A 24,370-nucleotide genomic window follows, 5' to 3' on the forward strand; every position below is an offset into this window, starting at 1 on the left:
CTCCTGCCTCACATGGCAGCATGAGTTATTCCGGCTTCATCGCGCATCGGCGTCACCGCAACTCACTCCGCTGCAGCCGCCGTCGTCCGGGTCGGCTTGCGCTCGTTCTTGCCTTCCGCGAGGTTGCGCACCACCATGTAGAAGATCGGCGTGAAGATCAGGCCGAACAGCGTGACGCCGAGCATGCCGAAGAACACGGCGACGCCGACCGCCTGGCGCATCTCCGATCCGGAGCCGGCGGAGATCACGAGCGGCAGCACGCCGAGGATGAAGGCAAACGAAGTCATCAGGATCGGCCGCAGTCGCAACCGGCAGGCCTCGATCACCGCCTCCAGACGCGGTTTGCCCTCGAGCTCGATGTCCCGCGCGAACTCGACGATCAGGATCGCGTTCTTGGCGGCCAATCCCACCAGCACAATGAAGCCGATCTGGGTGAGGATGTTGACGTCCTGGCCCATAATGCGCACCCCGATAGTGGCGGCAAGCAAGCACATCGGCACGATCAGGATGACGGAAAACGGCAAGCTCCAGCTCCCGTATTGCGCGGCCAGAACCAGATAGACGAACAGCACGCAGATCGGGAACACGAACAATCCGGTGTTGCCGCCGGTGACCTGCTGATAGGACAGGTCGGTCCATTCGAAGGAAAAGCCACTCGGCAGTTTATCCTCGGCGAGCTTCTTCATAGCGGCGATCGCGCTCGCCGAACTCGTCCCCGGCAAGCCTTCGCCCTGCAACTCGGCCGCCGGATAGAGATTATAGCGGGCGACGCGATCGGGACCCGAGACGTCCTTGAAATCTACGACGCTGCCGAGCATCACCGTGTCGGCATTGGCGTTGCGGGTCCGCAGCCGCGCAAGATCAGGACGCTCCTTCCGGAACGGCAGGTCGGCCTGCGCGGTGACGTGATAGGTGCGGCCGAACAGGTTGAAGTCGTTGACATAGGTCGAGCCGAAATAGGTCTGGATCGTGTCGGTAATGTTCTGGATGGGAACGCCGAGCTTCTGCGCCCTGACTTGATCGATGTTGACGAAGACCTGCGGCGTGTTCGCGGAGAACGGCGAGAACACAGTAGGGGCGAGGAGCAGCGGCGACTTGCGCGCCGCTGCGACGAGTTCGTCGGTCGCCGCCGCCAGCAGCTTCGGACCACGGCCTTGCCGGTCCTGGATGCGCATGGTGAAGCCGCCGCCGGTGCCGATGCCGGGGATCGGCGGTGGCGGGATCACGATGATGAACGCACCTTCGATGGCCGACAGCCGCTTTCGCAGATCCGCCGTGATCACCCGCGCGTTCAGTCCCTTCTTGAGGCGCACCTCCGGTTCTTCGAACACCGGAAACAATGCTGCCGAGTTGCTCGCCTGTGTGCGGGTCGCTCCAGACAGACCTGCAAAGACCGCGATATGCGAAATTCCAGGCGTATCGAGCGCGATGCTCTCGATCCTGCGAACGATCTCGGTGGTCCGCGCCAGCGATGCCGCGCCTGGCAATTGCGCCGATATGATCACGTAGCCGCGATCCTGTGGCGGAATGTAGCCCTGCGGCGTGGTGACAAGCAGCCAGCCGGCGCTGCCGATCAGGACCACATAGACGAGCAGCATCACCACGCGATGCCGGATCACGAAGCGTGCGACGTCAGCATAAAAATACGACAGCCAATCAAAGCCGCGGTTGAACAGACTGGTAAACCATTCCCAGCCGCGCGCGATCAAATTCCAGGCAGCCGGCGGCCGCTTCTCCGCATGCGGAAGGAGGATCTGCGAAGCCAGTGCCGGTGACAGGGTCAGCGAACAGAAGCAGGAGATTGCTGTCGCGACCGCTATGGTGACCGCGAACTGCTGGAAGAACTGCCCGGTAATGCCACCGAGAAACGCGGTCGGCACGAACACAGCGCACAACACCAGCGCGATCGACACCAGCGCACCGCCGACCTCCTCCATCGTCTTCAGCGCGGCATCGCGCCGGCTCAAGCCTTGCGCGAGATGCCGCTCGACATTCTCGACCACGACAATGGCGTCATCGACCACGACGCCAACCGCGAGCACAAGTCCGAACAGCGTGAGATTGTTGATGCCATAGCCGAGGGCTGCCATGGCCGCAAAGGTACCAACCAGCGACACCGGGATCGCCACGATCGGGATGATCGCCGGACGCCAGCCCTGCAGGAACACCAGAACCACGATGACAACCAGTGCCATCGCTTCATAGATCGACTTGATCAGCTCGCTGATGGACTGCCGGATGAACTCGGTGGGGTTGTAGCCGATATTGTAGTCGAGCCCCTTGGGGAAGCCGGCTTTCAGCTTTTCCATCGTGTCCTTGATGCCCTTGGCGGTCGCAAGCGCGTTCGATCCTGGCCGCTGCGTTACCCGCAACGCCACCGCTGACTTGCGGAACAGGAAGCTGTTGGTGGAATAGTCGAGCGCGCCGAGCTCGATCCGCGCCACGTCGCGCAGGCGCACGATGCGGCCGTCCTGGCCCGATTTGACGACGATGTCCTCGAATTGGGACGGATCCTTCAGCCGGCCAACGAAAGTTAGGTTCGGCTGGAAGGCGCGGTCGGCAATCGGTGGGCTCGCAAGCTGGCCGCCCGCAATCTGCAGGTTCTGGGCGCGGACCGCCGCAACCACATCGTTCGAAGTCAGGCCGAGATTCGCGATCTTGTCGGGATCAAGCCACAGCCGCATCGAATAATCGCGCGCGCCGAAGATCTGGATGTCGCCGATGCCGTCAAGCCGCAGCAACTGGTCGCGCACCTGCAGCAAAGCATAGTTGGAGATGTATAGCTGGTCGAGCGAATCGTCGAGCGACAGCATGAACACGACCATGAGGATGTCGGGCGAGTCCTTCTTGGTGACGACGCCATTGCGCTGCACCTCCTCCGGCAATTGCGGCTGCGCGATTGCTACGCGGTTCTGCACCAGCACCTGCGCCTTGTCGAGATCAGTGCCGAGCTTGAAGGTGATGGTGATGGTAAGCTGGCCATTCGAGGTCGCCTGGCTGTACATGTACAGCATGTCCTCGACGCCATTGATCTGCTGCTCGATGGGAGCGGCGACGGTATCCGAGATGGTCTGCGCGGAGGCGCCCGGATATTGCGCGGTCACTACCACGGTCGGCGGCACCACTTCCGGATATTCTGCGACGGGCAACGTTCTGTAGGCGATCGCTCCCACGATCAGGAGCACGATCGACAGCACCATCGCCAAAATGGGCTGATTGATGGAAAGACGCCCGAGATTCATGACTTTTTGCCGCCGCTCTCGGCCTTCTTCGGTGCGACCTTGGCGCCGACGCGGGCCCGCTGGATGCCGTCGATGATAACGCGATCTTTCGGCTTGAGGCCCGTGCGGACAACGCGCAGGCCTTCATCCAAAGGCCCGAGCTCGACCGCGCGCGCTTCCACCGTGTCGTCATCCTTCACCACGAATACGATCTTGCGCGACTGGTCGGTCGCGATCGCCGTATCGGGCAACAGCAACGCTTCATAGGGTGAGGAGCCGATCAGCCGCACGCGACCAAATTGTCCGGGCAGAATGGACAGATCGTGGTTGGGGATGATCGCGCGGCTGCGCAGCGTGCCGGTCGACACGTCGAGCCGGTTGTCAAGGAAATCCATCTTGCCCTCATGCGAGGGTTTCGTCTCGGCGGTAAGCGTCACCTGCACGGGGTTGGCCGTGTCGCGCGAACTCGGCCTCTTGCCCTCGAACCACAGTTTGTTGTTCTTCAGGTAGGTCGCCTCATCGACATCGAAATAGATGTAGATGGGATCCGTTGAGACGATGGTGGTCAGCAATGTGGATGCGCCATTGTCACTGCCGCTGACGAGATTGCCGACACTGACGAGATGGCGGCTGACGCGGCCGGTGATCGGCGCCACCACATGCGTGAACTCGACATTGAGTTGGGCTGCCTTCAGCGCACCCTCGGCGATGGTGTCAGCGGCGTTCGCAGCCTGCAGGGCCTGGCGGCGCTGGTCGACGACCTGTTCGGAGACTGCGCTGGTCTGGACAAGCTTCAGGCCGCGATCGAGCTCGCGCTTAGCAAGCTCCGTCTTTGCCCGGGCGTCGGCAAGCTGGCCATTGGCTTGCTCCGCCACCGCCTCAAACGGCCGCGGATCGATGATGTAGAGGAGGTCGCCGGCATGAACCACGTCGCCGTCCTTGAACTCGACATTGGTGACGAAGCCGCCGACGCGTGCACGGACCTGAACCTCCTGGATCGCCTCGAAGCGGCCGGTGAACTCGTCCCAGTCGGTGACGCTCCGTTTGACCGGTTGTGCCACCGTCACCGACGGCGGCGGAGGCGCGGCCGCCTGCGATTGCGCCTTCTCGTCGCAGCCAGCGAGCGCGAGCGCGAACAGCAGACCGATCGGTGCGCCGCCGCATCGTGCAAGGCGGCGAAACGAACCGTGATCGAGCCGGGTCGCCGGAGCCGGATACTCCGTTCTGTCAGGCACACTCACTTCCGTCTCCCCAAGGACCTAGAATGTTGCAATTGACAAGGAGAGATCGACGGGCTGGGAGACTGCTGCCAGCGCCGTCGCCAGCTTGCGCCGGAGCTCCCCAAGTCCGGTTCAGATCCTCGACCAGCATTGCCGCGGCGTGGCGCGCGAGCGCCTGGGTCGGGGCGTTCGTGTTGCCGCTAGTGATGTTCGGCATGATCGAGGCGTCAATCACCCGGAGGCCATCGACCCCGCGGACCCTGAGCCTTGCGTCAACCACCGCTCGCGCATCCTGGCCCATCCGGCACGTGCCGACCGGATGAAACATCGTCGTCACGGCACGCTTCACCCATTCGCCGATCTCGGCGTCCGACTGGATGCGCGGGCCGGGCTCGATCTCTTCCGCGATCACCGGCGCCAGCGACTCCTGCGCCATGACCTTGCGGATTGCGCGCACCGATTCCACCGCGGCCCTCAGGTCTTCTTCCTCACCCATGAAGTTCGGGTTGATGAGCGGCATCGACGTCGGGTCGCTGTCGGCCAGCCGCACCCAGCCACGGCTCTTGGGCTGAAGCACCACGAGTTCGAAAGTAATGCCGGATCGATCGCCCGTCGGGCTGATTCCATCGGCCGCGATGATAGGCACGTGATAGCATTGGATCGTAGGATCGGCAGTGAAGTCGGACGGATTCCAGTGGGAAACCGTCTCGATGCCGTTGCCTGACGCCGGGCCATCCTTGGTGGCGAAATAGCGCAGGCCCGCCTTCACGCTGCCGAGGCCCTGCGCGGCTGCCTGATAGCCGAGATCGCCCTTTACGTAGGCACGGACCGGCACGATCGCGTGGTCGTGGAGATTTTCGCCCACCTCCGGAGAATCGACGATCACCGCGATACCGTGCTGGCGCAGCTGCTCGGCCGGCCCGATGCCCGAGTGCATAAGGATCTTCGGGCTATGACGGTGCCGGCCGACAGCGCAACCTCGCCGGCCATGATCGTCTCAAGGCCGTTGTCCATGAGCTCGACGCCGACAGCCCGCTTGTTCTCGACGAGGATGCGAGCGACCGTCTTGCCGGTGAGAAGAGTGATGCGGCCTGAGGCCAGGTGCGAACGCAGATAAGCGTCGACCGCGCTGCACCGGCGCTGATTTCCGACCGTTGACTGCACCGGCGAGACGCCGACTTGGCTCTTGCCGTTATAGTCGGGGTTATAGGGAAGCCCATATTCCTGGAAGGCCTTGAGGCAATACTGGTTCAGCTCGTTGATGCCCTTGGGCAGCTGGACCGCCAGACCACCATCGATGCCGTGATATTCGTCGTGGAAGGTGTCGTTGTCTTCCTGCGCCATGAAGACGGGAAGCAGGTCTTCATACGACCATTTGCCGGTGTCGCCGACCGCGTCCTGCCACGCGGCGTAGTCGCGTACTTGGCCACGGACGTAGCACATCGCATTGATCGAGGAGCCGCCGCCGAGCACCTTGCCTGAGCGATATGCTCGCTTGGTGCCGTGCTGGGGAACCGTCTCGTATTTCCAGACATGCCGGTCGTGGGCTAGTATTTTGGCGAAGCCAGCAGGAATGTGGATGAACGGATCGCGATCCGTATCGCCCGCTTCGATCAGCGCGATCGAAGCATCGGTGTGTACCGCGAGATAACTCGCAACGACGCAGCCGGCCGCGCCCGCACCAACAATGACAATGTCGTAGGCTTTTTGGGACATCATCGTCTTTCTCTTTCGCGCCATTTGTATCGTTCAATCAACACCCGTGACTGGCGGCGCGCCATCGCGGTGCCTGATCCCGAGATTGATTGAACCATGCGCTTCGAGAGTGACCTTGCAACGCCGGCGAGGGAAATCACCTCTCGCCATGGAGTCGATAGACGATCGTTATTGCCGCTCGCCGCGCGGCGTGATGCTGTACCGAGGAATGCCACTAGCCGCATGGCGCGCGAAAGTGACGTTTCCATTCTGCAGAGATTTCTAAGCCGCGTTCAGTCGCTGAATCGGCAATGAATGCCGTCGCGGCTTGCACAACTGGGTGCCGCGAAATTTGTGCAGTGAGCCCCGAGAGTTGATCGTACATCACGCACGAGAACGGCAAGAAGCGCGCGGGGCACTGTGGGCATTCATGATCCGCATGAATAACTCAAACGCATTTTCACGACCTAGCCCCTCTTGAACGAATTGGTCATTTTGCGCGCCAACGCATTCGAAGATTGCTCAGGAGATGACCAGACTCTGCGGAAGCTTCGGCTGAAGCAACCATCGCCCGTTGCCTTGACACAGATCGGAGCACTCACTAGCTCGACGGCACGGCCGCCAGGCAATACGCGTAGGCAGTTTTCAAACCTGACTTGGAAGTCGTCTCGTACGCCGGTTTCTTTGTTGTGGCATTATAGGTTTATGATGGAAGCATTCGTTCGTCGGCAGAACCGCACGAGGTTTCTTGAGAAGCACTTTGACTATTTGGCTCTGGTTCCCGCAGCGGCGGCGATTTGTTATCCATTTCTGCTCAATGCTTTTCATGCCATCGTCGGCACGCAGGCCGTAAGCCCGCCACCGCTCGCAATCGCCAGCGCGACCTTCATCCTGGTCGTTGCGCTCGTCGTGCCGTTTCTTGGGATCGCTCTGGCTTGTCGTCCGACGTCCAATCCCGGTTCAAGACGCCTCGCCTATGCCAGCGTAGTGTCGCCAACGCTCTATGTCTTTCTCGGCGTTGTCCAGACCATGATCAAAAGCCCAATTCCCGACGAGGTCGTCTGGTGCGCGATTTGGCTCGCAATCGCGATCTGGTCGCAGGCTAACCGAGATCCCGTAGCTGCAGCTGTGCCTGCAGTCGGGGGTTGGCGAGTGGTCCACGGGGTAACGGCCGCGGTCCTGTCCCTATATGTTGCGTTTCATCTCATCAATCATCTGTTCGGCTTGATAGGGCCGGATGCGCATGCGGCCGTTATGAAGATCGGACGGGTGTTTTATCGCTCTGCCGTAGGTGAACCGTTGTTGGTGGCGGCCATGCTTTTCCAGATCGGCACTGGCCTCTTTCTGGCATGGCGCTGGAGCGCCGCAGCGCATGACTTCCAGCGGACCTATCAGGTCGCTTCGGGAGCCTATCTCTCAGTGTACATTCTCGGCCACATGAACTCGGTCTTTGTCTACGCGCGAAGCTTTCTCGGCATACCGACAGATTGGAGTTTCGCGATCGGAGCCCCAACTGGGCTCATTCATGACGCATGGAATATCCGTCTGCTGCCTCACTACGCGCTCGGCGCCTTCTTCGTCCTGAGCCACCTTGCTTCAGGGCTGAGAGTGGTGCTGATCACGCACGGTGTCGATCAACGTAATGCCAATCGCCTTTGGAGTTTCTGCGTCGCGATGAGCGCCATCGTCGCGGCCGCGATTATCGCGGGAATGTGCGGCGTCAGGATCGGTGCATTGGCTTCGTGACTTGTGAACGAGATTATCGCAGTCGCATACGCCGTTCTGCGCAAGGCGCGCGTGGAATCGGACTTGGGTGGCCTGCCGACGCCCCACGTGGTGATTGACCTCTCCGATTCGCTGTCATTTGACCTCAAGGCGGTGTTGTACGGCGTCCTCGACGGTTGATCGAAGACGGACGGGACGCACGCGCACAGCGCTTTTAGGCAATGATACCCCATGCTTATCGAATGTATGTCCAAACGGAATTTCTAATTTCGCCGGCTGCGTCCGATCCTGAGGTCCACTGGGTCGGCCGAACACGCGGCTGCCTCGACATTGATTGAAGCCATCGTGACGAGCCGCCGTGCCGTGCGCGGACAGCAAAGGAGCGCCTAATGAAATTATCGAGGACTGTCGGCCTGGCTGTTGCCATTTCCATGGTCGCCGGCACCGTAGCGGCGCTCGCTCAGATCAGCGGAGCGGCTCCGACCGGCCCAACCGCGAACGTGGTGGACGCCTCCGGGCACCTGCGCGTGCCGACAGACTACCGAACCGTCTACCAAACGCTGGGGAGCTGGGCGATTGCCGCCGACAGCGGCCAGGGCTCGAAGGAAATGCACACCGTCTACGCATCCCCGGGGGCGATCGACGCCTACCAAAAGACGGGACACTTCCCGGACGGCGCCGTTCTGGTGAAAGAGGTCTTCGCGACCTCGACGAACGAGATGACCACCGGCACAGTAAGCCACGCCGACAAGCTCAAGGGCTGGTTCGTCATGGTGAAAGACAGCAAGGGAACGCATCCCGACAACCCGTTGTGGGGCGACGGGTGGGGATGGTCGTGGTTCGACGCGGACAAGCCGCTCAAGACTACCTCTACCGACTACCACACCGATTGCCAGGGGTGCCATGTGCCCGCCGAGGCCACCGACTGGATTTACGTGAACGGATATCCCGTCCTGCGGCACTAGGCGGCCGCATGCGTAGGCGCTCTCCTCCTGCTGCTGTTTCGTGCAGCCCCAGTCCGGCGAGCTGGTGTGGCAAGCCGTGAGATAGGAGGAGTCATTGTGACCATTCACTTCGGTTATCGACCTGTCGGGTCGGACCGACTTTCAGACTACAAACGAGCGCATGGAGTTCGGCGTGTCCTTCTCGGTCTATGACATCACAATCCCTGTCATGGTGCATGGACTGAACGTAATGGACGACTATCTCGACCACGCCCAAGCACTCGAACGGACCAAGGCGTTTGAGCCTGGGAGAATTCTTGGCGAGCGGCTCGCGTCCAACATGCTTACTTTCGGAGAACAGTTCTCCGTAAGCTGCAATAAGGTCGAGGCGCATGTGGCGAAGTTGATGCAGCATGATCCGCCAGCACCCAGAAACACCCCCATGATGTATCCAGCGTTAAAAAGGCGGCTCCTTGAGACTCGCGGTTTCCTTCAAGACGTGCAGCCCGACGAGATTTCCGGCGCGCAGTCCCACACATACGAACTGACGCCGCCTATCGTGCGCGGGTGGTTCGGCGGCGAAGACTACATCCGGCACCTGGTGCTGCCCGACTTCTTCTTCCACATCTCGATTGCGCACGCGATCCTCCGGCACCTTGGAGCGACGATCGGGAAGCGTGACTACCTCGGCAACCTCACTCAGCAAAGCGGCGGTGACTACTCGTAAGAGGCGCGCTTCCATGGCGCGGGGCGAGTGGAATGGAAACCATAACGACCGGACATTTCCAAAGGTTAGCGTGCCGGCATAGCTTTTCTGTGCATCTAACCGGGCTGACCTGTGACGTTGTGCAGGGTGCCTGCCAGCATAGGGCGGTGATCATCCTCTTGCCTGGATGCACTCTCCGCGTCGCAAGGACCCGGTCGAGCAACCAACAACGTAGGAGTCACTGATGTCGTTCCGCTTCATCACCAAGTCTATCCACGCCTACCTAATCGATTATCCCGTCGCGATCGTCTTGATCGGAGCGCCGTTCGCGCTGAAGCTCGGCCAGAGCGGACCGGTCGCAATGTGGCTTTCGGTTGTCGTCGGTGTCGCGGCGCTACTCTTGGCCGCCCTGACCGACCATCCCACCGGGCTCGTCCGCATCATTCCCTACTGGCTCCACCTTTGGGTCGATCGCGCCGTCGGGGTTGTGTTTATCATCGCTCCGTTTGCCTTCAAATTCGTTGGGCTCGACGCCTGGTACTACTGGGTCCTCGCCGCCGCCGTCCTGCTCACGACGTCAGTCCTTAACGCACCGGAGAGGCCCGTCGCGGCGCGTTCGCGATTGGACACGCGCACGGCGGGTTGAAGGGCTGTGCCGGCGTCGAGCTCGTCGGCTTCGAGCTCGCGCCGCGCAGCGCTCGACCCAACCTGAGGATTAGGTCGTGAGCAGCACGTCCCTGATCGTGACCGACCGCAGCCTGGCGCTCACCGAGCCTAAGGCTGTTGGCGCACAGGGCAGCACGAAGGTGCTCGCCGCGTCGAGCCTGGGCAGCGGCCTCGTGTTCGTCAGCAGCGCCGTCGTCACCGTCGCGCTCGCGGCGATTGGCCGAGACATGCGCCTGTCGCCACTTGACTTGCAGTGGGTGTTGAACGCCGAGCTCCTGCCGCTCGCGGCCTTGACCTTGGTCGCCGGCGCCCTGGGTGACCGGTTCGGACAGAAGCGGATCTTCCTCGCCGGGATCGCTCTCTATGGCCTGGGCGCGACCGCGATCGGGTTCGCGCCGAGTTTCGCCCCACTCATCGTCGGCCGCTTCCTGCAAGGCTTGGGCGAAGCCTTGATCTTGCCCAACGGCCTGTCCGTACTTGGGCAGGCCTTTCCCGCCGACAAAAAAGCACGTGCGGTCGGCATCTGGTCCGCCGCCGCGGCTGTCGCCAGCGGCATCGCGCCCGCAATCGCCGGCGCGATCCTCGATCAGGGGTCCTGGCGGACGACCTTTTTGATGCTCCTGCCCGTCGTCGCCGGCGCGCTGGCTATCGGTACCGCGTGGATACCCAAGGACTCCCCGACCAGCCACGCCCGGATCGACATCGGTGGCGCGGTCTTTTCGACAGTCGGGCTCGGCGGGCTGGGCGCGGGGCTGACCAGCCTGACCAACGGTTCCGGTGTGAATTTTTGGGTGCTCGTCACCCTAATCGCCGGTCTGGGCGGCTTAGCCTGCCTCATCGTGACCGAACGGCGATTAGGCGACAGCGCCATGCTGCCCCCGTCCCTTTTCGCCTCCCGGTCGGTCATCGGCGCAAACCTGTTCACCGCACTCCTCTACGGAGCGTTCACGGTCGTGCTAACCTTGATCCCGTTCGTGATGATCCGGGGCGCGCACCTGCCGACGCTGGTGGCGGGCCTGGCCTTCATTCCCCTGCAAGTGCTGATCACGGTCATCTCACCGCTCGCCGGCATGCTCTGCCGCGGATTCGGCCGGCGCTTGCCATTGTTCGCCGGCGGCGCCGTCGTCGCCTTGGGATGCGCCATGGCGCTCCGTGTCGGTTCAAACGCGACCTATTGGGCGGATATCTTCCCCCCCATCCTGTTGCTGGCGCTGGGCATGAGCCTGACGATCGCGCCGTTGACGACCCTCGTCCTCACCTCCGTCGAGTCCGATCGCGCCGGAACCGCATCTGGCGTCAACAGCGCAGTTTCGCGCGCCGGGTCCCTCTTCGCCATCGCCCTGCTCGGCGGTGTCCTGCAGCAAGGCGGTCCTCGGCTGTTCTCAGGATTCCACATGGCGATGGCTGTCGCCGCGGTCGCGTGCGTTCTTGCCACGCTCGCGGTGTTCATTATCGAGCCGGGGCGCCACGTCGACTTCATCCCGCGAGACTGACCCGTTCGGTGTTCGTAATCAGCAGGCCGGCAAGGCCGGGATGAGAAAAAATGAAGAACGAAGACCACCCTATAGGCAGAAGGAGAAAGCCCATGAAGATCCGAATCATCATCGCCGCCACCTGCACCGCTCTCGCTTTCTCGATGGCCGGCCCCACCAACGCCCATGATAGCGAAGCGCAAACCGTCACGAAGAACTTCGAGGCGGCTATTCCCAATGTCCCAGGCAAGTCGCTGATCGCCGTGGAAGTCGATTACGCGCCCGGCGCGGCCTCCCTGCCCCACACCCACGCGAAGTCGGCTTTCATCTACGCCTATGTGATTTCGGGCGCGATCGAGTCGAAGGTGAATGACGGCGAGACGCGCATCTATCGGGCAGGCGAGAGCTGGTCCGAACCGCCGGGCGCTATCCATTCGACCAGCCGCAACGCGAGCAACACCGAGTCAGCAAAGCTGCTCGCTGTCTTCGTCCTCGATACCTACGACGGCCCTCTGACCACGCCCATCAAATGAACCTTCAGACGCATTGAGATGAACAAGGGCCGTCTTCGCATGCGGCTGGCCTGCGACCTTCCCATCAGTCGCAGGGCCCTCGTGCGCAGGGCCTAAGCCTTGGTGTGCTCTTCTCAGCCAAAGGTCAGGGGAGGATCAACCCCTGTGCAATGGCTTGGCCCATCTCTCGCAGCCTACGCTTGGGCCTAACGGCCGATGTGTTTAGCGGCGAGAGAAATTGGAGAGGTTCATCGATGATAACAATGGGTGCAACCGCATTTTCATGTTTTGCCCGTAGGATGACTGAGTTTGCTTCCGACTTCGCCAGTGTCATTCACAACCTGATTATGGACGTGCGCGACAGCTACCGACCCGAGCTGCACTACATGCGTGGCCCCGGCCCGAAATGGCGCGCCAAACATCAGTCCCGGCTAAGATTCGATTCTGGATCTGTACCGACCAACCCGGCGGCACCAGGTGTCGCCGGTGTACCCAAGCCGCTGTGACGCGGCTCATTCCACCCGATAGCCAGCCCAGGAAAGAGATTCATGCTCGCTCGCCGAGCGACTACCCGAGCTTGGACGTTGCTCAGCGTCGCCACCTGTTGCATCGCATTGCTCGGCCTTGTGGCCATGCCGGGCCGCTCGGCGTATGCCGGCGCCGCCCTCGAGGAACGCCAACTGCCCATGAAGTTCAGTTGGGTCGATTGCCAGCCGAATTGCCGAGGCTGGATCAGCGCAGTCGGCATCGTCACCGCCGAGACCCCAAGCGATTTCGATACATTCGCACGCGATTATCGGCTCAAGGGCGAAACCGTCGTGCTGGATTCCGGCGGCGGCTCGGTCAACGACGCGATCGCGCTCGGACGGCGGTTCCGGGCGCTCGAAATGTTCACGACCGTCGGGGCGAGCGTGCTTACCCCCGGCGCACATGGCGAGCGCGCCCACGTGTCGCCGGAGGCCAACTGCGAATCCATGTGCGTTTTTCTGCTGCTGTCGGGCAAGTCGCGTTACGTGCCTGAACAAGCGCATGTCCGCGTGCATCAGATCTGGATGGACGACCGCGCTGACAATGCTCGGGCCGCGAGCTACAGCGCATTTGATCTCATGACCGTTGAGCGCGATATCGGACGTCTCGCCAAATACACCTTCGACATGGGCGGCGCGGGTGATTTGTTGTCACTGTCGCTAAACGTTCCGCCGTGGGAAGATTTACATGAACTCTCTCGGGAGGAATTGCGAGTGACTAATCTCATCACTACCGACAAAGTTGCTCAGCTGGGCAGCCCCAACGCCGCGGTGGTCGAGCTGACGCCCAAATCGCAACAGGGTCTCTTGGTGAGCACTCCGGCGGCGGCCTCCGTTGGGCAAGAGTAGCGAGTAGTCCTTTCGAAGACACTCGGAACAGGATCCGTGCAAACTCGCGGCTTCCCTAATCATCGGCGGGCCCTGGCGACGCTGCAACGTGTTCGATTCAGCCTGATCAAGTTGGCTGTCCCTAGATTTTCTTGGGCTTCTCGATACACACGTCGTGCACACGCCGCCATTTAGCTAATTGGGAAACTTAAACTCTCGTTCCAATCCATCATGGCCGGTTTCAGCTAACAACGGCCAAGAACAGCGTGGCCAATCAAATTTGGGCCGCTTGCGCCAACGCCTGCCGGTGCTCGAAGCTAAGCTTTGGGGACCCGGCCCTTCTGTACGATCCAACGCGCTGCGATACTTCATTAGTGAAGACGCAATGGATTTTGGACTTCTACCGGGATTAGCCAAGCCAACTACTTCGGTCAGAATTCTCAACGCGAAGGAAGCGAGAACAACTCGACCAGACCACGCTAAACTACGCGATGTCAGCAGGACGCACTACTCCCACTCAATCGTCCCGGGCGGCTTGCTGGTCACGTCGTACACCACCCGGTTCACGCCCTTCACCTCGTTGATGATGCGAGTGGCGGTCTCGCCCAGAAACTTCATGTCGAACTGGTAGAAGTCCGCGGTCATGCCGTCGGTGGAGGTGACGGCGCGGAGGCCGACCACATAGTCATATGTGCGGCCGTCGCCCATGACGCCGACGGTCTTCACCGGGAGCAGCACCGCAAACGCCTGCCAGATCTCGTCGTAGAGGCCGTGCTTGCGGATCTGGTCGATGTAGACGGCGTCCGCCTTGCGCAGGATGTCGAGCTTGTCCCTGGTGATGTCGCCGGGGCAGCGGATGGCGAGGCCCGGGCCCGGGAACGGGTGGCGGCCGACGAAGATTTCGGGCAGGCCGAGCTCGCGGCCGAGCTTGCGCACCTCGTCCTTGAAGAGCTCGCGCAAGGGCTCGACGAGCTTCATGTTCATCCGCTCGGGAAGGCCGCCGACATTGTGGTGCGACTTGATGGTGACTGAGGGGCCGCCGGTGAAGGAGACGCTCTCGATCACATCAGGGTAGAGCGTGCCTTGCGCGAGGAAGTCGGCGCCGCCGATCTTCTTGGCCTCTTGCTCGAACACCTCGATGAAGAGGCGGCCGATGGTCTTGCGCTTCACCTCGGGGTCGGTGACGCCTTCGAGCTCGCCCAGGAACTGCTTCGAGGCATCTACGTGCACGAGCGGGATGTTGTAGTGGTGGCGGAAGAGGTCGACGACCGTCTTGGCCTCGTCGAGGCGCAACAGGCCGTGGTCGACGAAGACGCAGGTGAGCTGGTCGCCGATCGCTTCGTGGATCAAGACGGCCGCGACCGCTGAATCGACGCCGCCGGAGAGGCCGCAGATCACCTTGCCCTTGCCGACCTGCTGGCGGATCTTTGCGATCTCCTCCTCGCGGAAGGCGCGCATGGTCCAGTCGCCGGTGAGGCCGGCGATCTTGCGCACGAAGTTGCGGATGAGTTTTGCGCCGTCGGGCGTGTGCACCACTTCGGGGTGGAACATCAGGCCGTAATATTTGCGCTTCTCGTCCTGGATGATCGCGAAGGGCGCGTTCGGCGAGGTGCCGGCCACCGAGAAGCCCGGCGGCATTTTTGTGATGCGGTCGCCATGGCTCATCCAGACCTGATTCTTGCCACCGGGCGACCAGACATCCTCGAACAGCTTGCTCGGCGCCTTCACCTCGACATCGGCGCGGCCGAATTCGCGGTGATGGCCGCCCTCGACCTCACCGCCGAGCTGGGCCGCCATGGTCATCTGGCCGTAGCAGATGCCCATCACGGGCACGCCAGAATCAAAGATCAGCTGCGGGGCGCGGGGCGAGCCGGCCTCGTGCACCGATTCCGGGCCGCCGGAGAGGATCACCGCCTTCGGCTTCATCTCGTTGAAGGCCGTTTCGGCCTTGTTGAACGGGACGATCTCGCAATAGACGCCGTCCTCGCGCACGCGACGCGCGATCAGCTGCGTCACCTGGCTGCCGAAGTCGACGATGAGAATCTTGTCATGCGCCGAGGCCAATGAGGGCGTCGACGCGGAGCGGTCGTTCTGTGCTGCTGTCATGGCAAGCAGATACGCGACACGGCCCCTCCCCGCAACCGCGCTGGCTCGCGCGCCCACATTCTTCTTTGGGCATGGACAAATCGATATAGGTAAGTAATATTGACCTAATTTGCCCCGCCAGCGAACAGGGGCCGATCAGGGAGAACGCTCATGCCACAGCACCATCAGCCATCGACGCTCACCGCGCTCGGCCGGACCTGGGTCGAGGCCTGGAACGCGCGCGACCTCGAACGCGTGCTCGCGCTCTATGACGAGGCGGCCGTGATGACCTCGGACCGGATTCCGGTGATGGGGTTCGACGCCAGCGGAACGGTGCGCGGCAAGGAGAGCTTGCGGGCGTATTGGGGCAAGGCGCTCGGGCTTTTGCCGGAGCTGCATTTTTCGCTGATCGATGTGTTCGTGAGCCCCGACAGTGTCGTGGTGTTCTACGCCAACGAGCGCGGCAAGAAGATCTGCGAGTATCTGCGGGTGAACGATGCCGGGCTGATCGTGCAGGGGTCGGCGAACCATTTGGTGGATTGAGTGCCGCCTCTTGATGAGCCCTCGTAGGGTGGGCAAAGGCGCGCTTGCGCCGTGCCCACCATCTCTTTCGGGATCGCCGAAGACATGGTGGGCACGCATCCGCCTTCGCTCTTCGAGCGAAATCGGATGCTTTGCCCACCCTACGGGACTGGAGACTGCGGCACGCGCGTGCGCTAACACTGCGCCCGCCGGCTCTGACACAGGATCCCCCGATGAAACTCCCCGCCTCCGCCTTCACCGTCACCGACTGGAGCAAGGTTGCGCCGACGACGCATGCCGGCGAGACCGGGCAGGCGCTCTGGCGCACGCTCAATATCGGCGATCTCCGGGTGCGGATGGTCGAGTATTCGCCGGGCTACCTCGCCGACCATTGGTGCGACCGCGGCCACGTCATTTTCGTGGTCAAGGGCGAGCTCGATTCGGAACTTCGCGACGGCCGCAAGTTCAAGCTGACGGCGGGCATGAGCTACCAGGTCTCGGACTTCGGCGACGCCGCGCACCGGTCCTCGACGGCGTCAGGCGCGACGCTTTTCATCGTCGATTGAGGGCTGACTCGCGGTGTATTTGCACCGCAAAATAGCAAAGTTCCGGGACGCGCCGGACCACGGGTGGTGCCTTGAAGAAGTCCAAATATCTCGCTATATTGTGATCATCGATACTTGGCCGAACGACTGGGCCGCTTCGCCTCGTCTAAGACAGGCGCGCACGCTTCAGATGATTTCTCCAAAACATCGACTCATCAGGGCTATGGGCGCAGCGACGCGTACCGGCCCACGTGCGTACTGTCTCTAACTAACTAAAGGAAATTCCCATGGCTATGGGCACCGTGAAGTGGTTCAACACCCAAAAGGGTTATGGTTTCATCCAGCCGGACGACGGCCAGAAGGACGTGTTCGTGCACATCAGCGCCGTCGAGCGCGCTGGCCTCTCCTCCCTCAACGAGGGTCAGAAGGTCTCGTTCGACATCGTCGCCGACCGCCGCAGCGGCAAGTCGTCGGCTGACAATCTCCGCGTCGGCTAACGCCGGCGCAGCGTTCTGACCACGGACGTACCGGCAGAACGTCAGAACTCGAAAGCCCCGCGACCGGGACCGGTCTGCGGGGCTTTTGCTTTTGGGGCGGAATGACAACGTCGATCATTGGCGTTGTTGGTGCCGTAGGGTGGGCAAAGGCGCGCCCTTCGCGCGCCGTGCCCACCACTGCGAGTGGTGGGCACGCTTCCGCCTTCGCTCTTCGAGCTACGGCGGACGCTTTGCCCACCCTACGAGAGCTACGCTTTCCGCAACACCGACACAAAAAACCCGTCGGTTCCCGTCCGCCGCGGCGTCATCAGCCAGCCCTCCGCCGACTGCAGCGCGGCGTCGGCAAACGCCTCGGCCTTGTCCCAGAGCACGCTCGCGGTCTGCTCGGGCGGGACCACCGTGAACTCGGGATGGCGGCCGACGAACGCTCTCACCTGCTCGCCGTTTTCTTCCGACAGCACCGAGCAGGTGATGTAGGCGATGCGGCCGCCCGGCTTCACCAAGGGAACCGCGCGCTCCAGCACCTCGGCCTGGTCGCGCAGGCGGATCTCCAGCGCGCCCGGACGCATGCGCCATTTTGCGTCGGGATTGCGGCGCCAGGTTCCGGTTCCCGAGCAGGGCGCGTCGATCACGACGAGGTCGGCGGAACTGCGGATGTCGGAAAGCGGATCGGCCTCGCCCTTGGGCGTGCGGATATCGGCATTGTGGACACCGGCGCGCGACAGGCGCTCGTGGATCGGGGCGAGCTGGCGCTTGTCGCGGTCGGTTGCGATCAGCCGGCCCTTGCCTTGCATCAGGGCCGCGAGCGCCAGCGTCTTGCCGCCGGCGCCGGCGCAGAGATCGATCACCTGCTCGCCGGGTTTTGCCGCGGTGAACTGGGCCGCAAGCTGCGATCCCTCATCCTGCACTTCAATTGCGCCCTTGATGAAATCCTCTTCCGCCTGGACGCCGGGGTTGCGCGCATCGGCCGAAAGCTCGATGCGCAGGCCGGTTGCGGACCAATGCGTCGGTTTCGCATGAAGATGAGCAAGCCCCTTCAGCACCTTGTCGCGATTGGATTTTAGCGTGTTGACGCGCAAGTCCAGCGGCGCCCGGCTGGCCATCGCGGCCGTCTCCGCCGCGCGGGTATCGCCGAACACTCTAGCGAAATGCGGATCGAGCCATTCCGGATAATCGCCGGCGACAGCGGCGGGGGCGTCCTTTAGGGAGCGATGGCTGAGCGCCGCCTCTTCGGCTTCGGTCAGCGGCGTCGGGGCAAACCGGCTGCCGTCGAACAACGCGGCCATGGTGGCCGTATCCATGTCGCGCTCGAGGCGGAGCATGCCGATCAGCCGCGCGCGTGCGGTGTCGGCGTCCATCAGGTACGCGCTCGAGGCGTAGCGGCGCAGCACGTCCCAGACGAGGCCGGCGATCGCGGCGCGGTCGCCCGAGCCGGCGAAGCGGTGCGCGGTGCCCCACTCCTTCAGCGCCTTGGCTGCGGGCACACGGTCTCTCTCGATGGTGTCGATCAGTTCAATGGCTGCGGACAGCCGGGCAGCGGGGGTCATTTGAAGCTTTCAGATTGGATGCGACGGCTAATCGTCAGATCACCAGGAGCATTCTCAGCGCGAAGTAGATCCACATCGCCAGCAGCACCAGCACGCCGGCGAGCCAGATGGTGGAGCGGCGGCCGAGATCGTTGGAGGAGACGAACACGCCGGCATGGGCAAAGCGCGCCACCACGAACACCCAGGACATCAGCACGATGAAGAGATCGGCATGGCGCAAGGGCAGTGCCAGCGCGATCAGGGCGTAGAACAGCACCGGCAGCTCGAACTGGTTGCGGTAGCAATTGCCGATCTGGGTGGCGTCCTTGGGCCAGTTCGGCTCGCCGAGCGCAATGTCGCGGATCTTGGTCTCGCCCGAAACCAGCGTCTTGCGGCGCACGAAGACCATCCCGATCAGGAGCGCGAAGGTGAGACCGACCTGCACGAAGACAGGCAGCAGGACCATTTGGACGGACATCGGAACTTTCCCGTAAGGCGGATCGCCGCGGACCGTCATTAGCCGCGACTTCTCACGCTGACAATCAGCGAGTTGAACCGGTGTTCCCGCTCTTGCGACCAACCGCTGATTGTTAAAGCAATTTCGCCCCGTTTCGGGGCCCAAGGCGAGAGACCGCCATGAACACCTTGTCCGGCTTGATGGGCACTTTGGCCGAATCCTCGGACGGCCAGCTCGGCATCCTGATGTCGGCGTTGGCAGGTATCGCCACGGCACTCGCGGTGGCGCTGGCGATGACGGTGTATTTCCGCCTCAGCTACCGAACCTGGCGCGACGTCGCCAGGCACGGCCTCGCCACGCTCGCCGCCATCGCCCTGCTCGCCTTTGCGGCCTACGACATGCGCCATGCCGCGCTCGCCTATCTCGGCCTCAACCCGTCCAAGCCGGCAGTCGAGTTCGAGATTCGCATGCCCCGCGAGACGCTGGCGGCGGTGAACGACAGCCAGATCGAGCTGCACACCGACCGCAACCAGACCCTGGCCCTGGTCGACGGCGTGCGCGATCTCGCCGACGGCCGCGCGGTGCTGCGCGGCGCGGTCGGGCTCAACCACCGCACCGCGGACCGCGTGCTGGTCGTGAACCTGCCCGGCAAGGGCGCGTTCGAATTCCGCCTGCGCCTGCCCGCCGAGCCGCATCGCAGCGTAGAGTTCGGCCCCTGGCACCTCGCCGACCGCATCGCCTCGCCGGTGGCTGGCAACGCCGCTCCGCAGGACGCCTACACGATCCGCTATCGCGTGCTTTAAACTTTGTTCGGTCGCGAAACGTGGCGTGCCGTCATCGTTCCGACGCGTGGCCCGTCCTATGATCGGCCCATGTCCGAATTTCGCCTCACGCAGATTTCCGACACCCATCTCGGCCGGCGCTTTCCCGGCCTGATCGCAAACTTCCACGCGGTCTGCGAGCACATCGACGCTGAGCGGCCCGACCTCGCCATCAACACCGGTGACGTCTCCTTCGACGGGCCGACCAGCCGCGACGATGTTGAATTCGCGAAGGGTCTGCACGACGCCCTGCCCGTCGCCTGCCGCTACATTCCCGGCAATCACGACATCGGCGACAATCCGACCGCGATCGGGCCGGCGCCGAAGCCGCCGGTCACGGAAGCGCGCCGCCGGCAATTCTGCGAGATCATCGGCGAGGATCATTGGTCGTTCGAAGCCGCGGGCTGGCGCTTCATTGGTCTGAACACGCTGGTGATGAACTCAGGCCTCGCCTTCGAGGCCGAGCAGTTCGACTGGCTCGCCTCCGAAATCGCGCGCGTGAACGGCAGGCCGGTCGCCCTGTTCCTGCACAAGCCGCTGTTCCTCAACCTGCCCGACGACCCCGAGACGCCGGAGACCTCGATCCGCTACGTGCCGCAGCCGGCACGGGCGCGATTGATCGAGATGTTCGCGCGTGTCGATCTGCGCCTGATCGCCAGCGGTCACGTGCACCAGCGCCGCGACTTCACCTATCGCCATACGCGTCACGTCTGGGCGCCGTCGGTCGGCTTCAGGATCAACGACGCCCGTCAGGACCGCATCGCGATCAAGGAGACCGGCCTCGTCGAGTACCGCTTCCGGCCGGACAGTTTCGAGGTCCGCCACGTCAGGGCCGCAGGCCAGGCCGACATCGACATCGAGGAAGTCCTCCTCCAGATGGGCGGCGAGCACTAGCTCAATTCGGCGGCACACACCCCTATCTAAATACCGAATTGCATCGAATTTGTCCCCAAATTGGCTATATTTGGCTGATGACAACGTTGTCATTCGAACATATCGTTCGTTCCAGCGGTCGAGGGCCGCTGAGGGAGCGACAATGCAGTTCTTGTCCCGGTGGGATAGCCAACGCCTTTCGACGACCATTCGGGGCATTCCCCTGGTCGATGGCGTCGCCACTGAGGACATCGGCAGCCAGCGCTGGTCACCGTCGCGCGGCGATCTCGCCCTGCCCGCCCTCACCCTTGATGAAGCCGCCTTCGCCGCCAACCGCGACCTCTTCCTGAATTGGTGCAGGAGCGCCGGCGTCAGCGTCGCGCCGCACGCCAAGACGCCGATGTCGCCGGAGCTGGCGCGCTCGCTGCGCGCGGCCGGCGCCTGGGGCACGACGGTTGCCAACATCCAGCAGGCCGCCGTGCTGCTCGCGAGCGGCGAGCGACGCCTGCTGCTGGCCAACGAGATCGGCGGGCTCGCGGCCGGCCGGCGGCTCGGCGCGCTCCTGAGCCCCTATCCCGACGTCGAATTTCACGCCTTCGCGGATTCACCGGCCGCGGTCGCAGCCCTCGCCGAGGCAGCGCGGATCGCGGGACGCCGCGAATTGTCCGTGCTGGTCGAACTCGGTGCCGGCCGCGCCGGCGCGCGTGATCGTGCTGCGGTCGAGGCCACGATCGCGGCCGTGCTTGCCGCCGATAGTCTCGTGCTCGGCGGCGTTGCGACCTATGAGGGCGCGGCTGCAACACAAGATGCCGACACAACGATGCACGCAATCGCGGCGCTGCTGGAGCGTACCATCGAGACGTTTGCGCTGGTGCGCGCCGCCGCTCCAGAGCGACCTCTGATCATGAGCGCCGGCGGCTCCGCCTATTTCGATATCGTCGCGCGGGCGCTGGCACCGGTGGCGCAGGCTGACGGCAATGCCAGCGTGATCCTGCGCTCCGGCGCGTTGTTCTTTGCCGATCACGGCATCTATGCCCGCGCCTTCGCGGACATCGACCGCCGCGGCGGCCTGCTCATCGACGGTCTGCGCCACTCCGCCTTGGACAGCTTTCGGCCCGCTCTGACGCTCTGGGCCGAGGTACTATCGCGTCCCGAAGACGGGCTTGCGATCGCAGGCTTCGGCATGCGCGATGCCTCCTTCGACCAGGGACTGCCGGTGCCGTTGCGCGTGTTCCGCGACGGCGTCGAGCAGCAAGGGCTCGCCGCTGCGCTCACCGTGACGCGCCTGAACGACCAGCACGCGTTCCTCTCGGTCGCGCCTGAAGCTGCGCTTGCGGTCGGCGACATCATCGCCTTCGGCATCTCGCATCCCTGCACCTGCCTCGACCGCTGGCGCGTCATCTTCGGTCTCGACGCCGACGGCGTCGTGACCCGCGCCCTTCCCACCCAGTTCGGCTGAGAGCGGCGCGATGAACTTCCTGCCGCTATGGCGCTACCAGAACCAGCTCATCGACGGCGCCATCGTCACGCTGGAGCTGACGGTGATCTCGGCACTCGCCGGGCTCGTGATCGGCATCGCCGGCGCGGTCGCGCTGAAGGGGCGCATCACGCCGCTGCGCTGGCTGGTGCGCTTCTACATCGAGCTGTTCCGCAACACGCCGTCGCTGATCCAGATCTTCATCGTGTTCTTCGTGCTGCCGAGCTTCGGCCTGAAGCTGCCGGCCTTCGAGGCCGCCGCCGTCGCGCTCTCGCTCTATTTCGGCGCCTACTCGGTCGAGATCATCCGCGCCGGCCTCGATTCCATTCCACGCAGCCAGGTCGAGGCCGGGCAGTGCCTGGGGTTGTCAGGCTGGCAGGTGTTTCGCCACATCATCCTGCCGCCGGCGCTGCGCAATGCCTATCCGGCCGTCACGAGCCAGTTCGTGCTGCTGCTGCTCGGCACCTCGCTCGCTTCGCAGGTCGCCGCCGACGAGCTGTTTCACGTCGCCGGCTTCATCGAGAGCCGCACCTATCGCAGCTTCGAGGTCTATGCGGTGATCTGCGCGGTCTATTTCGCGATGGCGATGTCGTTCAAGGCGCTGTTCGCCATCATCGGCCTGGCGGCCTTCCGCTGGCCGCGACGGCGCTGAGGGACAAGCGATGCGATCCTTTTCCCTCATCGACTTCGTCTCGCTGTTCGCAGCACTGCGCTGGACCGTCGCGCTGGTCGTGCTCGCGCTCGCCTTCGGTGCGCCGCTTGCGCTCGGGCTCGCCTTGGGCCGCATCAGCCGTTTTGCAGGCCTGCGCTGGGCGATGGCGGCCTGCATCCAGGTGATCCAGAGCGTGCCGCTGCTTGGCCTTCTGTTCTTCTTCTATTTCGGCATGCCGGTTTTCCTCGGCATCCAGGTGCCGGCGCTTGTCGCCGTGACCGTCGCCTACACGCTCTACACCGCCGCTTTCCTCGGCGAGATCTGGCGCGGCGGCCTCGAGGCCGTGAAGCAGGCGCAGTGGGAGGCCGGCGCCTGCCTCGGCCTCTCCGCCTGGCAGCAGTTCCGCCACATCATCGCGCCGCAGGCGCTGCGGCTGTCGCTGCCGCCGACGGTCGGCTTCCTGGTGCAGCTCATCAAGGGCACCTCGCTCGCCTCGATCCTCGGCTTCGTCGAGCTCGCCCGCGCCGGACAGGTGGTGAGCGCGGCGACGTTCCAGCCGCTCCTCACCTACGCGCTGGTCGCCGCGATCTATTTCGCGCTGTGCCTGCCGCTCACGCTCTGGTCCCGCTCTTTGGAGGCCCGCCTCGATGGCTCTCGTTGAAATCCGCGACGTGCACAAGACATTCGGCAAGGTCGAGGTGCTCAAGGGCGTCTCGCTCGATGTCGAGGAAGGCGAGATCGTCACCATCATCGGCCGCTCGGGCTCGGGCAAGTCGACGCTGCTCCGCTGCATCAATGCGCTGGAGAGCGTCGATTCCGGCGAGATCCGGGTCGAGGGACAGAAGGTCCACGCTGGGATGCCTGACCTGAAGAAATTCCGTCAGCGCGTCGGCATCGTGTTCCAGGCCTTCAATTTGTTTCCGCATCTGAAGGTCGAGCGCAACATCACGCTCGCCCCGCTGCTCACCGGCCGCATCGAGAAGGCGAAAGCGCGGGCGCTGGCTGAGGACGTGCTCACCCGCGTCGGCCTCGCCGACAAGATCGACGCCTGGCCGGAGCAGCTCTCCGGCGGCCAGCAGCAGCGCGTGGCGATTGCGCGCTGCCTCGCCATGTCCCCTCACCTCATGCTGTTCGACGAGGTGACCTCCGCGCTCGACCCCGAGCTCGTCGGCGAAGTCCTGAAGGTGATGGAGGCGATGGCGAAGCAAGGCATGACCATGATCCTGGTCACCCACGAGATGGGCTTTGCCCGCAACGTCGCCAACCGCATCGTCTTCATGCACCAGGGCCGCGTCTGGGAACAGGGCCCGCCGGCAAAACTGTTTGCCAATCCTGAGACGCCTGAGCTCGCAAGCTTCATCGCATCTGCCAAGTGAAACCTTCCAAGTGAGAACCTTCC

25 protein-coding genes are annotated in these 24,370 nt (G+C 63.3%); 18 read left to right on the forward strand and 7 right to left on the reverse strand.

The genetic code is table 11. From position 1 onward, the window contains the following. Positions 1 to 62: 62 nt before the first annotated feature. The 4 genes from N2603_RS26130 to N2603_RS26145 form a co-directional block, all read right to left on the reverse strand. Entirely contained in the window at positions 63 to 3,242 is a 3,180-nt protein-coding gene (locus N2603_RS26130; protein WP_260384394.1) for an efflux RND transporter permease subunit, read from the reverse strand. Continuing rightward, the gene (locus N2603_RS26135; protein WP_260424260.1) at positions 3,239 to 4,369 is read right to left on the reverse strand and encodes an efflux RND transporter periplasmic adaptor subunit; all 1,131 of its coding nucleotides are present in this window, start codon (positions 4,367 to 4,369) and stop codon (positions 3,239 to 3,241) included. Before N2603_RS26135 ends, N2603_RS26130 begins: the two co-directional genes overlap by 4 nt. A 79-nt stretch (positions 4,370 to 4,448) precedes the next feature. Further along, positions 4,449 to 5,378, reverse strand: a complete 930-nt coding sequence (locus N2603_RS44880) for a GMC family oxidoreductase (RefSeq protein WP_341850456.1) — start codon at positions 5,376 to 5,378, stop codon at positions 4,449 to 4,451. Continuing rightward, positions 5,324 to 6,157, reverse strand: coding sequence for a GMC family oxidoreductase (locus tag N2603_RS26145; RefSeq protein WP_341850457.1), 834 nt, complete (start codon positions 6,155 to 6,157; stop codon positions 5,324 to 5,326). The genes N2603_RS44880 and N2603_RS26145 overlap by 55 nt, the downstream gene beginning before the upstream one ends. Before the next feature lie 684 nt (positions 6,158 to 6,841). Here N2603_RS26145 and N2603_RS26150 point away from each other — a divergent pair. The 9 genes from N2603_RS26150 to N2603_RS26190 all read left to right on the forward strand — a co-directional run bounded on the left by N2603_RS26150 (position 6,842) and on the right by N2603_RS26190 (position 13,537). Further along, complete coding sequence (locus N2603_RS26150; RefSeq protein WP_260384395.1) at positions 6,842 to 7,882, forward strand: hypothetical protein; 1,041 nt, start codon at positions 6,842 to 6,844, stop codon at positions 7,880 to 7,882. Between the two features lie 3 nt (positions 7,883 to 7,885). Then, on the forward strand, positions 7,886 to 8,041 hold the full coding sequence (locus tag N2603_RS26155) for a hypothetical protein (protein ID WP_260384396.1): 156 nt from the start codon (positions 7,886 to 7,888) through the stop codon (positions 8,039 to 8,041). A 209-nt stretch (positions 8,042 to 8,250) separates the two neighbouring features. Further along, complete coding sequence (locus N2603_RS26160; protein ID WP_260384397.1) at positions 8,251 to 8,826, forward strand: cytochrome P460 family protein; 576 nt, start codon at positions 8,251 to 8,253, stop codon at positions 8,824 to 8,826. Positions 8,827 to 8,986: 160 nt separating this feature from the next. Beyond that, positions 8,987 to 9,532, forward strand: coding sequence for a DUF1993 domain-containing protein (locus N2603_RS26165; protein ID WP_260384398.1), 546 nt, complete (start codon positions 8,987 to 8,989; stop codon positions 9,530 to 9,532). Positions 9,533 to 9,755: 223 nt separating this feature from the next. Continuing rightward, entirely contained in the window at positions 9,756 to 10,157 is a 402-nt protein-coding gene (locus tag N2603_RS26170; RefSeq protein WP_260384399.1) for an SPW repeat domain-containing protein, read from the forward strand. 76 nt (positions 10,158 to 10,233) lie between these two features. Further along, on the forward strand, positions 10,234 to 11,670 hold the full coding sequence (locus N2603_RS26175; protein ID WP_260384400.1) for an MFS transporter: 1,437 nt from the start codon (positions 10,234 to 10,236) through the stop codon (positions 11,668 to 11,670). A gap of 92 nt (positions 11,671 to 11,762) precedes the next feature. Further along, positions 11,763 to 12,182, forward strand: coding sequence for a cupin domain-containing protein (locus N2603_RS26180; protein ID WP_260384401.1), 420 nt, complete (start codon positions 11,763 to 11,765; stop codon positions 12,180 to 12,182). 242 nt (positions 12,183 to 12,424) lie between these two features. Then, entirely contained in the window at positions 12,425 to 12,667 is a 243-nt protein-coding gene (locus N2603_RS26185; RefSeq protein ID WP_260384402.1) for a hypothetical protein, read from the forward strand. 42 nt (positions 12,668 to 12,709) lie between these two features. Next, a complete protein-coding gene (locus N2603_RS26190; protein WP_260384403.1) occupies positions 12,710 to 13,537 on the forward strand; it encodes a COG3904 family protein in 828 nt (275 codons plus the stop codon). Positions 13,538 to 14,023: 486 nt separating this feature from the next. Here N2603_RS26190 and guaA read toward each other — a convergent pair whose 3' ends face one another. Continuing rightward, positions 14,024 to 15,622, reverse strand: a complete 1,599-nt coding sequence (guaA, locus tag N2603_RS26195; RefSeq protein WP_260384404.1) for a glutamine-hydrolyzing GMP synthase — start codon at positions 15,620 to 15,622, stop codon at positions 14,024 to 14,026. A 150-nt stretch (positions 15,623 to 15,772) separates the two neighbouring features. Here guaA and N2603_RS26200 point away from each other — a divergent pair, with 150 nt between their 5' ends. The 3 genes from N2603_RS26200 (at position 15,773) to N2603_RS26210 (ending at position 17,165) form a co-directional block, all read left to right on the forward strand. After that, positions 15,773 to 16,144 carry a nuclear transport factor 2 family protein gene (locus N2603_RS26200; protein WP_018645793.1) on the forward strand — a complete coding sequence of 124 codons (372 nt, stop codon included), beginning with the start codon at positions 15,773 to 15,775 and terminating at the stop codon, positions 16,142 to 16,144. 212 nt (positions 16,145 to 16,356) lie between these two features. Further along, positions 16,357 to 16,689, forward strand: a complete 333-nt coding sequence (locus tag N2603_RS26205) for a DHCW motif cupin fold protein (protein WP_260384405.1) — start codon at positions 16,357 to 16,359, stop codon at positions 16,687 to 16,689. 266 nt (positions 16,690 to 16,955) lie between these two features. Next, positions 16,956 to 17,165 carry a cold-shock protein gene (locus N2603_RS26210; protein WP_008141931.1) on the forward strand — a complete coding sequence of 70 codons (210 nt, stop codon included), beginning with the start codon at positions 16,956 to 16,958 and terminating at the stop codon, positions 17,163 to 17,165. Between the two features lie 248 nt (positions 17,166 to 17,413). Here the strand turns inward: N2603_RS26210 and N2603_RS26215 are convergent, their stop codons facing one another. Next, positions 17,414 to 18,712: an RsmB/NOP family class I SAM-dependent RNA methyltransferase gene (locus N2603_RS26215; protein WP_260384406.1), complete on the reverse strand. Its 1,299-nt coding sequence runs from the start codon at positions 18,710 to 18,712 to the stop codon at positions 17,414 to 17,416. A gap of 34 nt (positions 18,713 to 18,746) precedes the next feature. After that, positions 18,747 to 19,169, reverse strand: coding sequence for an MAPEG family protein (locus N2603_RS26220; protein ID WP_260384407.1), 423 nt, complete (start codon positions 19,167 to 19,169; stop codon positions 18,747 to 18,749). A 158-nt stretch (positions 19,170 to 19,327) separates the two neighbouring features. On the opposite strand from N2603_RS26220, the gene N2603_RS26225 reads away from it, so the two are divergent. From N2603_RS26225 to N2603_RS26250, 6 genes are all read left to right on the forward strand, one after another. Then, a complete protein-coding gene (locus N2603_RS26225; protein WP_260384408.1) occupies positions 19,328 to 19,951 on the forward strand; it encodes an acriflavin resistance protein in 624 nt (207 codons plus the stop codon). A 69-nt stretch (positions 19,952 to 20,020) separates the two neighbouring features. Beyond that, complete coding sequence (locus N2603_RS26230) at positions 20,021 to 20,863, forward strand: metallophosphoesterase family protein (RefSeq protein ID WP_260384409.1); 843 nt, start codon at positions 20,021 to 20,023, stop codon at positions 20,861 to 20,863. 142 nt (positions 20,864 to 21,005) lie between these two features. Further along, on the forward strand, positions 21,006 to 22,301 hold the full coding sequence (locus N2603_RS26235) for an amino acid deaminase (protein WP_260384410.1): 1,296 nt from the start codon (positions 21,006 to 21,008) through the stop codon (positions 22,299 to 22,301). A gap of 10 nt (positions 22,302 to 22,311) precedes the next feature. Beyond that, positions 22,312 to 22,971, forward strand: coding sequence for an amino acid ABC transporter permease (locus N2603_RS26240; RefSeq protein ID WP_260384411.1), 660 nt, complete (start codon positions 22,312 to 22,314; stop codon positions 22,969 to 22,971). Between the two features lie 10 nt (positions 22,972 to 22,981). After that, complete coding sequence (locus N2603_RS26245) at positions 22,982 to 23,632, forward strand: amino acid ABC transporter permease (RefSeq protein WP_211403142.1); 651 nt, start codon at positions 22,982 to 22,984, stop codon at positions 23,630 to 23,632. Next, positions 23,619 to 24,347, forward strand: coding sequence for an amino acid ABC transporter ATP-binding protein (locus tag N2603_RS26250; protein WP_260384412.1), 729 nt, complete (start codon positions 23,619 to 23,621; stop codon positions 24,345 to 24,347). The genes N2603_RS26245 and N2603_RS26250 overlap by 14 nt, the downstream gene beginning before the upstream one ends. Positions 24,348 to 24,370 lie beyond the last annotated feature (23 nt).

The organism is Bradyrhizobium huanghuaihaiense, assembly GCF_025200885.1.
Classification (GTDB): Bacteria; Pseudomonadota; Alphaproteobacteria; order Rhizobiales; family Xanthobacteraceae; genus Bradyrhizobium; species Bradyrhizobium huanghuaihaiense.

What these genes read in the sequence shown, in the direction of transcription:
- N2603_RS26240 (WP_260384411.1), top strand. Translation starts at nt 22,312, where the DNA reads ATGAACTTCCTGCCGCTATGGCGCTACCAGAACCAGCTCATCGACGGC.
- N2603_RS26200 (WP_018645793.1), top strand. Translation starts at nt 15,773, where the DNA reads ATGCCACAGCACCATCAGCCATCGACGCTCACCGCGCTCGGCCGGACC.
- guaA (WP_260384404.1), bottom strand. Translation starts at nt 15,622, where the DNA reads ATGACAGCAGCACAGAACGACCGCTCCGCGTCGACGCCCTCATTGGCC.
- N2603_RS44880 (WP_341850456.1), bottom strand. Translation starts at nt 5,378, where the DNA reads ATGCACTCGGGCATCGGGCCGGCCGAGCAGCTGCGCCAGCACGGTATC.
- N2603_RS26250 (WP_260384412.1), top strand. Translation starts at nt 23,619, where the DNA reads ATGGCTCTCGTTGAAATCCGCGACGTGCACAAGACATTCGGCAAGGTC.
- N2603_RS26160 (WP_260384397.1), top strand. Translation starts at nt 8,251, where the DNA reads ATGAAATTATCGAGGACTGTCGGCCTGGCTGTTGCCATTTCCATGGTC.
- N2603_RS26145 (WP_341850457.1), bottom strand. Translation starts at nt 6,157, where the DNA reads ATGTCCCAAAAAGCCTACGACATTGTCATTGTTGGTGCGGGCGCGGCC.
- N2603_RS26130 (WP_260384394.1), bottom strand. Translation starts at nt 3,242, where the DNA reads ATGAATCTCGGGCGTCTTTCCATCAATCAGCCCATTTTGGCGATGGTG.
- N2603_RS26165 (WP_260384398.1), top strand. Translation starts at nt 8,987, where the DNA reads ATGGAGTTCGGCGTGTCCTTCTCGGTCTATGACATCACAATCCCTGTC.
- N2603_RS26190 (WP_260384403.1), top strand. Translation starts at nt 12,710, where the DNA reads ATGCTCGCTCGCCGAGCGACTACCCGAGCTTGGACGTTGCTCAGCGTC.
- N2603_RS26225 (WP_260384408.1), top strand. Translation starts at nt 19,328, where the DNA reads ATGAACACCTTGTCCGGCTTGATGGGCACTTTGGCCGAATCCTCGGAC.
- N2603_RS26230 (WP_260384409.1), top strand. Translation starts at nt 20,021, where the DNA reads ATGTCCGAATTTCGCCTCACGCAGATTTCCGACACCCATCTCGGCCGG.
- N2603_RS26185 (WP_260384402.1), top strand. Translation starts at nt 12,425, where the DNA reads ATGGGTGCAACCGCATTTTCATGTTTTGCCCGTAGGATGACTGAGTTT.
- N2603_RS26235 (WP_260384410.1), top strand. Translation starts at nt 21,006, where the DNA reads ATGCAGTTCTTGTCCCGGTGGGATAGCCAACGCCTTTCGACGACCATT.
- N2603_RS26245 (WP_211403142.1), top strand. Translation starts at nt 22,982, where the DNA reads ATGCGATCCTTTTCCCTCATCGACTTCGTCTCGCTGTTCGCAGCACTG.
- N2603_RS26150 (WP_260384395.1), top strand. Translation starts at nt 6,842, where the DNA reads ATGATGGAAGCATTCGTTCGTCGGCAGAACCGCACGAGGTTTCTTGAG.
- N2603_RS26215 (WP_260384406.1), bottom strand. Translation starts at nt 18,712, where the DNA reads ATGACCCCCGCTGCCCGGCTGTCCGCAGCCATTGAACTGATCGACACC.
- N2603_RS26180 (WP_260384401.1), top strand. Translation starts at nt 11,763, where the DNA reads ATGAAGATCCGAATCATCATCGCCGCCACCTGCACCGCTCTCGCTTTC.
- N2603_RS26220 (WP_260384407.1), bottom strand. Translation starts at nt 19,169, where the DNA reads ATGTCCGTCCAAATGGTCCTGCTGCCTGTCTTCGTGCAGGTCGGTCTC.
- N2603_RS26170 (WP_260384399.1), top strand. Translation starts at nt 9,756, where the DNA reads ATGTCGTTCCGCTTCATCACCAAGTCTATCCACGCCTACCTAATCGAT.
- N2603_RS26210 (WP_008141931.1), top strand. Translation starts at nt 16,956, where the DNA reads ATGGCTATGGGCACCGTGAAGTGGTTCAACACCCAAAAGGGTTATGGT.
- N2603_RS26205 (WP_260384405.1), top strand. Translation starts at nt 16,357, where the DNA reads ATGAAACTCCCCGCCTCCGCCTTCACCGTCACCGACTGGAGCAAGGTT.